Source organism: Rhodococcus sp. 21391 (genome assembly GCF_016772255.1).
In the GTDB taxonomy this organism is placed as follows: domain Bacteria; phylum Actinomycetota; class Actinomycetes; order Mycobacteriales; family Mycobacteriaceae; genus Rhodococcus_F; species Rhodococcus_F opacus.
Genome location: NZ_CP063782.1, coordinates 546,777 through 560,027, shown reverse-complemented (window position 1 = coordinate 560,027; position 13,251 = coordinate 546,777). Strand labels below are relative to the sequence as shown.

The 13,251-nt window shown below is 67.0% G+C and carries 9 protein-coding genes and 2 pseudogenes; 7 read left to right on the top strand and 4 right to left on the bottom strand.

Going from position 1 to position 13,251, the window contains the following annotated elements; translation table 11 throughout:
- The first annotated feature begins 3 nt into the window (after positions 1–3).
- Together GO592_RS37230 and GO592_RS37225 are read left to right on the top strand one after the other, a co-directional pair.
- Positions 4–378, top strand: coding sequence for a hypothetical protein (locus tag GO592_RS37230; RefSeq protein ID WP_007298562.1), 375 nt, complete (start codon positions 4–6; stop codon positions 376–378).
- A complete protein-coding gene (locus GO592_RS37225; RefSeq protein WP_007298561.1) occupies positions 375–686 on the top strand; it encodes a hypothetical protein in 312 nt (103 codons plus the stop codon). The genes GO592_RS37230 and GO592_RS37225 overlap by 4 nt, the downstream gene beginning before the upstream one ends.
- Positions 687–802: 116 nt before the next feature.
- Here GO592_RS37225 and GO592_RS45125 read toward each other — a convergent pair whose 3' ends face one another.
- The 3 genes and pseudogenes from GO592_RS45125 to GO592_RS37215 form a co-directional block, all read right to left on the bottom strand.
- Positions 803–1,246: an N-formylglutamate amidohydrolase gene (locus GO592_RS45125; protein ID WP_237720485.1), complete on the bottom strand. Its 444-nt coding sequence runs from the start codon at positions 1,244–1,246 to the stop codon at positions 803–805.
- A 30-nt stretch (positions 1,247–1,276) separates the two neighbouring features.
- A pseudogene (locus tag GO592_RS45120) lies at positions 1,277–1,522 on the bottom strand (N-formylglutamate amidohydrolase); the annotation flags it as partial.
- A gap of 32 nt (positions 1,523–1,554) precedes the next feature.
- Complete coding sequence (locus GO592_RS37215) at positions 1,555–1,869, bottom strand: transposase (RefSeq protein ID WP_007298559.1); 315 nt, start codon at positions 1,867–1,869, stop codon at positions 1,555–1,557.
- Between the two features lie 259 nt (positions 1,870–2,128).
- Between GO592_RS37215 and GO592_RS37210 the strand changes: the two genes are divergently transcribed.
- From GO592_RS37210 to GO592_RS37190, 5 genes are all read left to right on the top strand, one after another.
- Positions 2,129–3,928 carry a C39 family peptidase gene (locus GO592_RS37210; RefSeq protein ID WP_007298558.1) on the top strand — a complete coding sequence of 600 codons (1,800 nt, stop codon included), beginning with the start codon at positions 2,129–2,131 and terminating at the stop codon, positions 3,926–3,928.
- A 196-nt stretch (positions 3,929–4,124) separates the two neighbouring features.
- Positions 4,125–6,596 carry a DUF4185 domain-containing protein gene (locus GO592_RS37205; protein ID WP_007298557.1) on the top strand — a complete coding sequence of 824 codons (2,472 nt, stop codon included), beginning with the start codon at positions 4,125–4,127 and terminating at the stop codon, positions 6,594–6,596.
- 102 nt (positions 6,597–6,698) lie between these two features.
- Positions 6,699–8,504 carry a S8 family peptidase gene (locus GO592_RS37200; RefSeq protein WP_007298556.1) on the top strand — a complete coding sequence of 602 codons (1,806 nt, stop codon included), beginning with the start codon at positions 6,699–6,701 and terminating at the stop codon, positions 8,502–8,504.
- Between the two features lie 13 nt (positions 8,505–8,517).
- Positions 8,518–9,834, top strand: a complete 1,317-nt coding sequence (locus GO592_RS37195) for a hypothetical protein (protein WP_007298555.1) — start codon at positions 8,518–8,520, stop codon at positions 9,832–9,834.
- A 761-nt stretch (positions 9,835–10,595) separates the two neighbouring features.
- A complete protein-coding gene (locus GO592_RS37190; protein WP_007298554.1) occupies positions 10,596–11,558 on the top strand; it encodes a hypothetical protein in 963 nt (320 codons plus the stop codon).
- Between the two features lie 1,473 nt (positions 11,559–13,031).
- On the opposite strand, the pseudogene GO592_RS37185 reads toward GO592_RS37190, so the two are convergent.
- Positions 13,032–13,205, bottom strand: a pseudogene (locus GO592_RS37185) (recombinase family protein); the annotation flags it as partial.
- Positions 13,206–13,251: the final 46 nt, after the last annotated feature.

Here is a 13,251-nt window from a genome sequence, read left to right as displayed (position 1 = left end):
GACGTGGCTGAGTCGAAGAAGTTCGTGGGAACCGTGACGAACGAGCAGGTCGTCGACGCGATCCAGGCGCAACACGAGGCGACGGTCCGCGCCAAGTCGACACTGGCGCAGATGGTGTCCGTCGCCCGGAACCGGGGGATCAGCTGGACCGTCATCGGCGAAGCCCTGGGCGGGATCACGAAGCAATCGGCGCAGCGAAAGTATGCGCCCTCGATCAAGGCGGACCGAGAAGCCGAAGAGCGCAAGGTCGCGGAGCTGCTCGGACTGACGGACGACGAGGCCGACACCCCGCCGGGCCGGGAAGAAAACAGCGGGCAGAGCAGCTCACCGCACAATGAGGACGTCGAAACGAGTGGCAAGGAAGAAGGGACCCTGTGACCTCGGTACACGAGTTCTACACCGCGGCCGAGCTCGAACAGCTCGGCTACGTTCGGGACCGGCTGGTGGAACTGTTCGGTGATCCCGACCCGACCGACAGCGAGGACCGTTGGTCGCGCGATACCGTCTTCGCGGTCGAACGCAATGTCCTCGCGCCCGCCGCTCAGCAGATCTTCACCGCGTTCGAACCGGACTTCGACACTCGAGCCGGGATGATCGCAGCCGGTCAGCGGCTCGGGTGGCCGCAGATGGAGCAGATGCTCGCGCGGGTCACCATGCGGGAGCAGGCCAGCGCGGACCGCGGCTAGCAGCGAGGGCGTCGCCCGGGGCGGGCGCACGGCGAAGTAAGTCCGTACCGAGGAGAACGGCCCACGGGAACGGGGCTCGGTATTCCTGTCCGGCACGGCGAGTCGCCGACCGGAGATCAGGCGGTCGTGGCGATCCGGATCTCGGGACCGTCGTCGTCGGAGTGCAGTCGGTAGTGCGGGCACGCGACCATCTGCCGGGGCGCGCGGATCGCCCGTCTGGCGGGGTCGAGGTAGAGCCGATAGGCGAGCTGCCCGTCCCGGTGCTCGCCGGTGTCCGGGTCGACCGCGCCGAGAAAGTACCCCTGCCGTGCGTCGATGGCGGAGAAGATCGCCGGCGCCCACTCGTGCGGCTCAGCGATCGGGAGATACCGCGGTCGACCGGTCGCGGTGTCGACGAAGTACACGACAACCGTGACCGCGAACCCCGATACGGCCGGCGCCCACGGCCCGGCCACGACGTCGAACGCGGTGAGACGGGTGTGGATGCGCAGCTCGATATCCGTGCCGGTCCGCGTGGTGTGATCGGTGTTCAGGTACTGGTCGCGGCGGAGTTCGATCATCACCGCGCTGACCCGGGCGTCGGTGCGGTACCGGCTCAGGGGCACATAGCAGCCGGCATACGGAGCGTTGACCGCGCTCTCGTGGAGTCCGGCGAACGCGGCTAGTGCCTGTGCGGTCAGCCATTCGGGGGTGTGAAAGTCGTCGGTCCCGATGCAGAGCGGAGGTCTGGGCCGGGTGGGGTCTTCGAATGCGGAGGGGTACCGGGGATAGGAGTACATGTCGATGATCACCGCTGCACCGGTGGCGGCGAGCCGGTCCTCGACCAGCTCCGACATGGTGGCGGCGTAGGGATGGAAGTAGGCGTCCATCAGGTGCTGGCTGTCGGGTGCGGGTTCGGGTCGCAGCAGAGTGCCGGTGCAGGACCGGCGGGATCCGGCCCCACTCGATCAGCTCTATCGCCATTTCGCACCTGGGGGCGGTGATGCACGGCGAAAAGGGGATCGCCGACGCGCCGGCGGACGGTAATCGCCGCGATAGCGTAGGGGTCGGTGGTCGATTGATCGTCCCAGCTCTCGGGTAGAAACAGCTGCCAGTCCAGTGGGGCGGCCGCCTCGTCGGGCGCGGCGTGCACGCTGATCGCGATCTGGCAGTTGCCGAGGGTGCCCGAGTACTGCCGTGCCACGCCCGGCGAGGCGGGTCGGTCCTTGATGACCTTTTCTAACCCTAATGATCCGTGACATCGGCGGTCCCGCGGGAGAACAATTTAAACAGACCGGTCTTTACGTAGGAGGCCGAAGCGGTGCCGGAGGTGCAGCGATGCGGGCGGCGGACCTTCACCAAGGCACGGGATTGCGATTTCACGGGCGCGTCGGTGCCCAGTTGACGATGGTTGCTGCGAGCGGCGGCTGATACGCCGGACCGAGTGCCACGGGAGCACAGTGATGGACCTGCAGACCCTTTCCACCGCCATGGGCAACCTGTCGACGGCTGACTACGAAAGATTTGTATCTCCGTTCAACGAGGCACTGTTCGCAGCCGAATGCACCACCGTCAACCGGGTGGCGATGTGGTGCGCTCAGGTCGGTCACGAGTCCGGCGGGCTGCGGTACATGGAGGAGATCGCCGACGGCAGCGCCTACGAGGGACGGCTGGATCTGGGGAACACCCAACCCGGCGACGGCCGCCGGTTCAAGGGCCGTGGACCCATCCAGCTCACCGGCAGGGAAAACTACCGGCGGTTCAGCGTGTGGGCACACAGCAAGGGCCTCGTCCCGACCGATGATCACTTCCTGACCGCGCCCACACTCGTCTCCGACCCGAAATGGGGATTCCTGGCGGCCTCCTATTACTGGACGGTCGCACGACCCAAGCTCAACGAGCTCTCCGACGCCAGCGACATCGAGGGCGCCACCAAGGCAGTCAACGGCGGCCTGAACGGCCTGCCCGACCGCACCAACCGGTGGAATCGTTGCCGCGCCCTCGGGGCGGCCCTGCTGCCCACCACCATCGAGAGGAAACCGGCCGTGGAGAAAGTTCTGGACTATCCGCGCATCCATATCAAGCAGGACACCTTCTTCAATTGCGGTCCCGCCTCAGCCCAGACGGTGATCATCGCCCGCACCGGGGGCTTGATTCTGGAGAGCGATCTGGGACATCAGATGGGCACCGACCAGGGTGGAACGGACCACATCGGCCTGATCGCGCCGGTTCTCAACAAATACGTATCCGGGGCGGACTACCGGGTGGTGCAGATGCCGAACGACCCGCCGACCAAGAAGCAGGCCCAGAAACTGTGGGACGACGTCGTGCGCAGCATCGACAACGGGTACGGGGTGGTGGCCAACATCGTCGCCCCGCCCAGCAACTACCCGCGCGGTGTTCGCGGATCCGACAGCCCTCAGTATGCCGGTGGGACGGTGTTCCACTACATCGCGATCATGGGGTACGCCGACGACAACGGTGCCCGCGCGTTCTGGGTCGCCGACTCCGGATTCGTACCGTACGGGTACTGGTGCTCGTTCGAGCAGATGGCCAGCCTGATTCCGCCGAAAGGCTACACAACCGCAGAAGGGGGGCACCTGATCGTGCGGGTCGGTGAGATCTGGGCGCAGTTGGTCGGAATCAACGGGAAAGGCTGGCCACAACTGGGCGGACGCACACTCGTCGACGCCGTCGCCACCCTCGGCCAGGACATGGGCATCGCCGGGTTCGGGCCACCCGCCGGACATACCGATATCCCGCAACGCGCCACCGTCGACGACTGCGTCCTCGACATCTGGACCCAACTGATCGGCATCAACGGCAAAGGGTGGCCACAACTGGCCGGACGCACCCTCGTCGACGCCGTCGCCACCCTCGGCCAGGAGATGGGCATCGCCGGGTTCGTACCACCCGCGGAGCACACCGGGGTCCCCGAACCGAGTACCACAGCGAATCGTGTCCTCGACATCTGGATTCAGTTGTTGGGCATCAACGGCAAGGGCTGGCCGCAACTGGGCGGGCGCACCCTCGTCGACGCCGTCGCCACCCTCGGCCAGGAGATGGGTCTCGTCGCGTTCGTGCCACCCGCCGGACATACGAATGTGCCGCAACCGAGTACCACCGACAGCCGTGTCCTCGACATCTGGATTCAGTTGCTGGGCTTCGACGGAAAAGGGTGGCCACAACTGAATCGGCGCACACCTGTCGACGGGATCGCCACCATCGGCCAGGCCCGGGGTATCCCCGGTTTCACCTCGTAGGAAAGGGGGTTTCGGGCCGTACCGAGACCATTCGGCCCCGAACATCTGACCATCTGTGCCGCTCGCCCTGCTGCGACATCTGAAGTCGGTGGCGGAGCAGGTTGTGCGTGCCGTTGAGACGCGCGACACCCGCGCCGCACACCGGGCGGCGGGTCTCGGGATGGCTGAAATGAGCGCGCCGAGGGCAGGAGGCGGAATGTCGTTCGTCAAGTCCTTGAATCCGCTGGCGCAGTTCGATATCGGCGGCACCGACCTGGGCATTCCGTTTCGGATGCCGAACGGTCAGATCGGGTTCGTCCTCGGTGACACGTTCGCCGGGACACAACCCCAGGTGGGTGGGCCGAATTGGCGTTCCCCGATGCTCCTACGCAGTAACACCCACGACGTGACCACGCCGATCACCTTTGCGTCGGCGGCGCGCAACGCGAAGCAGTTGTGGGACTACGTGCACGACAACTCGGAGTACTCCACGATTCTGCCCTGCGATGCGATCTCGATCGGCGCCCGGATCTACCTGTGGGTGATGGTCACCCAGGGTCTCGGGAACGAGAAGTGGTGCGAGATCCGGTATTCCGATGACCTCGGCGAGAGCTGGACCGACACCGGCGTGAAGTGGTCCACCTCTGTCTACGGCGGCAAACGCACCATGGTCACTTGGGAGAAGGGCGGCGACGGGTTCGTCTATGTCATCTCCACCGGCGGTCTGGCCCGGAACAAGAACGCGATCCTGCACCGGGTGCCCGAAGCCCAGATCGCCGACCCGTCCGCGTGGGTGCCGTGGGGCTGGAACGGCACCTGGGGTTGGGGTAACCCGCCCGGTGACGACCCCACCCGGGGCATCCTCCCGGACCGCACCAAGTTGGGTGAGATCTGCCTGCGCCGGATCCAGGGCAACCTGGTGTTCTCCGGGTTCGATGCCGGCACCTACAACGCCTTTGTGAAGGTCGCGGCGAAGCCAACCCACAATTGGCACACCGCGAAAACCTATCGACCGGTGAAGGGCTCGTTCTTCGGTCCGGGTGGTCCCGATGTCGTCGATCGGCTCTACGGCTGCTACATCCACCCCGACAGCCGATTCGACCGTCCTGGCGGCTTCGCCATGATCGTCAGCCAATGGGCGTCGGACGGCAACCCCTACCGGGCGATGCAATACCGCATCTCCGGCATCACACCGGTGACGCCGGTGACCACCACCCTGTCCGGGGAGATGACTCCGGCGGTCACGACCCTGACCGACCACCCCACCGCTGAAGGGACACCTGCAATGGCTTTCCCGTTTGTGCCCGTCGCTGGCGGCAACAACATCATCTCCTCCGGTTTCCGCACCCCGGGGCGGCCCGATCACAACGGCATCGACTTCGCCGCACCCCAGGGCGAGCCGATCTACGCCGTCGAGGACGGGGTGGTCGTCCGCTCCGGCCCGGCCTCCGGCTTCGGGAACTGGATCGTCCTCGACCACCAGGCCACCCTCCACGTCGACACCGTCTACGGGCACATGCGCGCGGCGGACCTGCTCGTATCGCAGGGCATGTTCGTCCGCGCCGGCCAGCAGATCGCCCGGGTCGGCAACGAGGGCGACTCCACCGGCCCGCACCTGCACTTCGAGGTCTGGAACTCGCCCGGCCGCTTCGGGGGTGCCGCGATCGACCCGCAACCGCTCCTCGTCGGCTCCGCCAACCCACCCACCGGCACCATCGACCCGGCCGCGGGGACCTTCTACGGGGTCGACATCTCCAACCACCAGGGGAACTTCGACATCGCCGCCACCAAACGCGAAGGATTTTCCTTCATGGCGGCCAAGTGCACCGAGGGCGACTTCTTCAAAGACTCCTTCTGGCCCCGCAACCGCGACCTGATGCAACAGCACTTCCCCGGCATGTTCTGCGGCTACCACTTCGCCCGCAACGGTGACCCGATCACCGCACAGGTCGCCAACCTCAAAGCGCACCTCGGCGACCCGAACATCCCGGTCATGCTCGACTACGAAGATCCCAACACCCCCGGTAGCGGCGCCAACATGCGCCAGCTTGTCGATGCCATCAACGCCGCGGGCATGCGGGTGTGCGCGATCTACCTGCCCCGCTGGTACTGGCAAGGCCACATGGGCTCCCCACCCCTGAACGATCTCCCCCCGCTGTGGAATTCGCACTACGTCACCGCCTCCGGGTTCGCCTCCGTCATCTACCCCGGGAAAGGATTCGCCGGCTGGAAGGACTACACCCCCGGCGCCCCGGTCGAGATTCTGCAGTTCTCCGACAAGGCCCGGGTCGCCGGGAAACTGGTCGATGTCAACGCCTACGAGGGCACCCCGGACGAGCTGCGAACACTGTTCGGCGGCGCCCCCGGCAAACTGAGCGTCGACGACTGCGTCCTGGACTTCTGGCTGCAGCTGCTCGGCCCCACCGGGGCCGGTTGGCCACAACTGAACAACCGCTCCGTCGTCGACGCACTCGCCGAGATCGGCATGCACCACGGCGTTCCCGGGATGACACCCCCACCAGCCGGCGCCGCGGCCGCCTCGCTGCCTGCCACCACCGCGGACCGGGCCCGCGACGTGTTCGATCAAATCCGAGGACCCGACGGCACAGGCTGGAATCAGCTCGGGAATCGCTCGCTCGTCGACGCCATCGCCGCCATCGGCCACCAACTCGGGGTACCCGGGTATTGAACAGAGATCGAAGGTAATGACGGCGGCAGATGACGAAGTGCCTGACCTCGAACGCATTCGGACGGGCACTGTTGGTCGGCCACAGCCGAGGAGAGGTGAAATATGACCGGCCCAGGTTCTCGGGGCGCCGACGGCGGATCCTCTCGGGACGACTTCTCGGGCGAGCGCCTCGACCGGCAGACTGCACCCCCCGAGCTCGAGGATGACGACAACCGCCGACGGTGGGGCCTGGGCGCCGCCCCCGAAGACCGCGGTCCGTACCTCATCGAGCTGAACGTCCTGCATATCGACGGGCTTTCCGGTGCCACCAACGCCTTCCGTCAACTCTTCACCGACGTCCTCGGTGCGAGGACCGGCAGCGGGGAGGCGGCTGGGCCGTGGCAGCTGACGAAGATATCCAAAGGCTACTTCCGCTGCGAGATGACACTGGCGGAGTGGAAGCAGCTGGTGGCGGCCGACCAGGAACGCGCACTCCGGGCGGCCGCTGCCGCCGCCGCGGCGGCCCGCCGGCGACGGCTCGCACACGACACACCCAACCGTGATGCCGGCGCCGCGGCGCCCTCCGACTTCCCGTACCGCACCATTTACCGACTGTGGCCCGACTTCCCCGTCCGCGCCCACATCTGCAAGTCCGTCTCCACCATCAAGGCCGACGCCGCCCTGCGTTCGTTCGAAGCCAGTGGTGAGGGCATCTGCTGGGCGGTCCTGGATTCGGGGATCGACGCCGTACACCCGCACTTCGGCGACCCCGACGGTGAACACCTGCTGCTGGACGCCGCGGTCCGCAATCTGCACCGATGTTTCGTCGAAGTGGACGGCCACCGGCTTCCCGACCCGGACGAGGACCCGGGCGATGGCGGCCCGCTGTCCCGGGAGGACCGCGGCCAGCGGATCGACCTGCACCGCACCTCGGCACTGACCGACCCGCTGGGACACGGGACTCATGTGGCCGGGATCATCGCCGGGCGTGCCTCGAAGACGGTGACCAACGTGGTCCTCGAACGCCAGGACCGGATCGTCGCGGGCGACGAGGACGACAACGAACCCTCCCGGGTGACGGTGACCAACGCGCGAGTCATCGGCACCGACCGCGAACGTGAACGCTTCCACGGGGTGGCACCGGGCTGTCATCTGGTGAGCCTGCGTGTCCTCGATGATCAGGGTGCGGGCAGGTCCAGCGACATCGTCCGGGCTTTGGAATACATCCGCGAGAAGCTCAACGACAATCCCAAGCTGCTGCGGGTGCACGGGGTGAACCTCAGTGTGGGATACGACTTCGATGCCGAGATGTTCGCCTGCGGCCAAAGCCCGCTGTGCACGGAGGTGAATCGGTTGGTGCAGTCCGGTGTCATCGTGGTCGCGGCAGCCGGCAACACCGGCTACTCCACGCTCCCCACCAGCACCCGCGTGACGAAGGTGGGGTTGTCCAACACCATCAACGATCCCGGCAATGCCGCCGGCGCGATCACCGTCGGATCAACGCACCGCGACTCGCCGCACACCTTCGGGATCTCGTACTTCTCGTCGAAGGGGCCCACCGCCGACGGGCGCCTCAAGCCGGACCTCGTGGCGCCCGGAGAACGCATCGTCTCCTGCGCGGCCGGGACCAAGCAGGCCACGGCACTGGCGAAGCTCGCCCACCAGTCGCCGCCGGGGTTCGGGGCCGCCGCCCCGCCCGGCAGCCCGCCCGCGCACACCGCGTACTACCTCGAAGACAGCGGAACCAGCATGGCGGCACCCCACGTGTCCGGAGCGATCGCCGCGTTTCTCTCGATCCGGCAGGAATTCATCGGGCGCTCCGACGAGATCAAACGGATCTTCCTCGCCAGCGCGGTGCCCCTGGGCCGCGAACGCTACTTCGAAGGCCATGGTCTCGTCGACCTGATGAAGGCCATCCAATCCGTGTGAGAGGACATCGGCGATGATCACCGGGCACTGGGACATAGAGTTCACCAAGGACGGGCTGGTTCACGACGAACACCAGGTAACCCGGCTCCTCGACGGCCTCACCGACACCACCGACACCACCGACCTGCTCGTCCTCGCGCACGGCTGGAACAACGACAAGGCCGAAGCCACCACGCTCTACGACACACTGATCACCTCACTCGAGGCGGTCGGACTGCCCGAATCCGGGCCCGGATCCCGGGTGGCCGTGATGAGAGTGCTGTGGCCGAGCAAAAAGTTCGCACTCGAATCGCTCATCCCCGGCGGAGGAGCCGCCTCCGCGACCACGGCCAACGATGCGGCGCTTCTGACCGCACTGCAGCAACTCGAGCAGGACCCTGTGCTGCTGGGCGACGACGGCACCGATCCGACGCGAGCCGACATGGTCGAACGCGCGAAAGCCCAGATCGAGGACCTGGACACCTCCGCAGACGCGCGGCGCGCATACGTGCTGCAGATCCGCAACCTCCTGGACCCGAGCCAGGCACACCCCGACGACGCCTCCCAGGAATTCCTCGACCTCGACCCCGAAACCCTCTTCCAGAGGTTCACCGGCGAGGTGCCCGTCCTGCTGCCGACCGGGCCCGGGGGCGCGGCCGGGAACACCAGCGGCGGCGCCGCCTTTCTCGGCGATCTGTTGTCCGGCGCCAAGGCCGCCGCCCGCCGTATCGCGAACTTCGCCACCTACTACACGATGAAGACCCGCGCCGGCGCCGTCGGCCGCACCGGTGTGGCCGCGGTCCTCGGCCGAGCCCGCGAACGACACCCCCAGCTGCCCATCCACCTGACCGGGCACAGCTTCGGCGGACGGCTGGTGACCGCAACCGCCGCCGCCCTCCCACCCTCACCAGCCCCGCTCAGCCTCGCCCTGTTGCAGGCCGCCTTCTCCCACAACGGACTCGCCCAACGATTCGACGGACAACACGACGGCGCGTTCCGTGCCGTCCTCGCCGAACACCGCGTCAACGGGCCCGTCCTCGTCACACACACCAAGAACGACCTCGCCGTCGGCGTCGCCTACCCCCTCGCCTCCCGCATCGCCCACGACAACGCCGCCGCGCTCGGCGACCACAACGACCCCTACGGCGGCATGGGCCGCAACGGCGCCCAACACACACCCGAAACCGACCCCACCGAACAACTCCTGCGGAAGGTGACCCCCACCCACCAGTACACGTTCGCCGCCGGCAAGGTCTTCAACCTGAAGGCCGACGCGACGATCACCGACCACGGCGACGTCGCCAACCACGCCGTCGCACAAGCCCTACGCGACGTACTCCGATCGCGCTGACCCACTCCCGTGTCACGACATCTCCCAGAAGCTGGCGCACCGACATGGTGTGTCCTTGGCCGCGAATCCGAAGCACCCGCAGCCTCGGAATCCGACACCGGCGTACCGCGGCCGATTCCTCACTACGGGCGGCGGGCACCGCGTGCGGTTCCAGCGCTCAGGCCGAGCGGGCATCGGGGGTGCGAGGTCCGACCGAGCCCCGTGCTCGGCAAGGGCGAGCCAACAGACAGCGCGACAACCGAAGACAGGTAGTGAGCTACGCGTGATCGAGGGACTCGTCGGCGGCAGCGTCGGAATACAAGAGCGATACATGAGCGGAGAGTTCCGGGGTTGGGAGTTCCGATGCGAGCGACAAGTCACGTTCCGACAGGAACCGCAAGGCCGATTCCGTTCGCTGCGATCGCCGCGGCGCTCGCCATGGCGGTGGCAACACTCGGCGCCTGCAGATCCGGACCCCGCACACCCGCCGAGCCAACCGGCCCCACCTGCGGCGACCTCTCCAACACCCGCTGGGGCGACCTCTCCAACACCCGCTGCGTCGGCCCCGACGAGCATGTTCTTCCCTACCGTCGAACAGCACCGCACCCGGCCGGTAGGGACCCAACCGACGACACCGGAGAACAAGCTCGGTGTTCCGAGCGCACCAACACAACCGACGCTGCCCGGCCCACCACCCGGTACCAACCCGGATGCCGATACTCCCGTACCGTCGCCTCCGGTCCCGACGACCGCGCCGCCCACCGACGGCGGCACACCGCCCGATGAGTGAGAACTCGGCGCCAACGACACCGATCCACACCTGGATCGGTGTCGTCACCACGATTCTCGCCCCGACCACCCTGATCACGGCGCTGTGCTACTACTTCGGATACATCTACACCCGCAAGAAGCTCGCCTTCTTCGGCGTCGACTGTGATGCTCTCGGATTCACCTCCAGCGATTACGTGCGAGGCAGTGTCACTGTGCTGTACGCGCCGCTCCTTTTTCTCCTCGTCGGGTGGTTCGCGGCGGTCTGGGTCGGGGACTACGCGCGCCGCTCGATCAGAACCGGACAGCGGCCGCACCTTGTTCGCGCCATCGGACGAACCGCACTCGCCGCCGGGACAGCTTTCATGCTCACCGGGATCGTCGGCGTCGTGGCGGCCAGGTACACGGCCTCTCTCGCCCTCATCTCCTGGGCGTTCTCGCCGATCGCGCTCGGGGTGGGTGGTCTTCTCGCGGTGGGAGGTTACTGGGCATTGACCATCTCCACCACCACACCGAGCACGCACCACACCACTCCGACCGCACGAGTCAGCCAAGTCCTCGTGATTTCGGTGATAGTGCTGGCACTCTTCTCCGTCATGCACTCCTTCGCGTCCTGGCTCGGCGACGCGCAGACCATCGCCCACACCCTCTGGGCGAAGGAATCCGTGGTCTCCGTCGTCAGAGCAGAACGCTTGGATGTGCCAGCGAATCTGATCGCGGAGACTCTGGTCGAGACCCCGCCAGGGCAACCACCTCTCTTCCGGTACGAGTGTTTCCGAACTCTCGTTGCACGAAGCGATCTGTGGGTCCTTGTTCCAGCAAAGTGGTCAACTGACAACGGATACGCGGTGATTCTTCCCGCCGACTCCTCGGTCGTCAGCCTGTCCCGGTCGACCGATTTCAAGGACATCGCCGAAGCCCACACCGACATCGTGACCACGCCCTGGCAGTGCCCTGAACGCGCGCCGATCCCCTAACCGAATCAGCAGAACCGTACAGCGGTTGCACACCGCCTTCGCATCCAAAGGGCACCCCGATCCGGTCACGAGTCGAGGCGCCTTCCGTGTCATGCCGTTCGCCCGCGGTAGGCGCCGGTCGGTCGAATAGTCCTCCCCGAGACCGCGGCACGGTGCTGCGTCCCGCCTCCTTCGCCGGCATCGGGGGGCGAAGTCGTCATCCCCACCGACGACGAGGCGGTGTCCCGGCTCGGCCAGAGGGCCATCGACGCCTTGCGCGCCTACGAGAAGGCCGAGAAGGCCACCGGATTCGACCCGGCTCCTGGCCCGTCCCGCAGCCGCGGCAGCAGCAGGCCGAGGACAACCATCCCCAGCCCGAGGGCGAAGAAGTCGCCGGTGTGTTGCGCCTCGCGCAGGTTGGTGGCCGAGCTGGCTAGCCGAGGGCGGCTTCCCGCTGCTCCGGGGTTGCTGCAGCCAGTTGTCCGCAGTGTTGACCGGCACAAAATTCGCGCAGCTGTCCTGGTCGGTGGTCACCGCGGGGATGAACCCGAGCACCCCCACCATCAGGAACACCGCACCCACGAGCAGGACCGCTGCCTGGACCGGGGTGGCGAACAGGGAACCACGCTGGGCAGGCTGTACGGCATCGCCGAAACCCTCTGTCTCACTCAAAAGCTGTACACATCAGAGAGCCACTGAACGGAATACCCGAGAGCCCGACCCCGACCCCGAGTCCATGACGGATCGGGGACCCTATTCCGGTCGCGGATCGGGGAACCCCGGGATGGGAGCGTCGACCAACGAGTTGAGCCAGGTCAGCGCCTCGATGAGGGCGGTGACCCGACCTCGGAGTCAGGTTCACGTTCGGCGGGCACTCAGGTGCACCCGGGCGGCGCCGGGATCACCGGCCAGCAGGGAAGCACCGACCGCGCCACCCGGCTTTGCCGCGCAGGCAACTGTCGGGCATCGACGACCTGCCCGGCGCCCGTGCGGACCTCGAGGACGAACGACTCCCCCTCCCCGCGACACCCCGTCCGAGTCGGCGCCCCGCCCCGTCAAGGACCGAGCGTTCGTCATCGGGCGCCGATGACCACCTGCAGTCGGCTGGTGGCCAGGCCTGCGGCTTCGACCTCCAGACCGTCTACAACGACGTCGGCGGGCGACTCGAGGGTTTCGTGCACACCGCGGACTTGGGCCCGTACGCCGACCGGATCGGAGACGCCGCCTCGGCGAAGCTCTCCCTGCGGGCCTGCGTGCTGGCTCGGACCTCCGGAAAACGTTCCTCGAATTCGTCGACGTCAGCCAACCCGCCCACCCCGACGCCGACAGCCCGGAACTGTTCCCGTTCTGGAACCGTGCGCGTGAGGAACTGTGCCCCCGTATCGGCACGGCTGGTGACGAACCGGCGTACGGCGGTTTCGCGACGCTTCCAGGCCAGGGACCAGCCACGACCACGACGGACCATCCTTACCCTGATCTCACGCCCATTCGCCAATTCCGGCAGGCTACAAGGGGGTTCAGCAGACCGGGCCGCTGACGATCGGTACCGGTCAAGCCGTGATCAACGCAGATCCGTTCCAGTGACACCCCGAGCTCGAGCCCGAGCTGAGCGTGCTGTGCGGTCAGGCCTTGCTGATCGGTGGACACTCGTGCATACCCGATGTACATCGCTGATTACCGGTCGCGCAGCGGCTCGGCCGGTCCGGAGCGCGGG

Excerpts from the sequence above, each read along its gene's own strand:
- GO592_RS45125 (WP_237720485.1), bottom strand. The coding sequence starts at position 1,246 with ATGATCGAACTCCGCCGCGACCAGTACCTGAACACCGATCACACCACG.
- GO592_RS37210 (WP_007298558.1), top strand. The coding sequence starts at position 2,129 with ATGGACCTGCAGACCCTTTCCACCGCCATGGGCAACCTGTCGACGGCT.
- GO592_RS37205 (WP_007298557.1), top strand. The coding sequence starts at position 4,125 with ATGTCGTTCGTCAAGTCCTTGAATCCGCTGGCGCAGTTCGATATCGGC.
- GO592_RS37200 (WP_007298556.1), top strand. The coding sequence starts at position 6,699 with ATGACCGGCCCAGGTTCTCGGGGCGCCGACGGCGGATCCTCTCGGGAC.
- GO592_RS37195 (WP_007298555.1), top strand. The coding sequence starts at position 8,518 with ATGATCACCGGGCACTGGGACATAGAGTTCACCAAGGACGGGCTGGTT.
- GO592_RS37190 (WP_007298554.1), top strand. The coding sequence starts at position 10,596 with ATGAGTGAGAACTCGGCGCCAACGACACCGATCCACACCTGGATCGGT.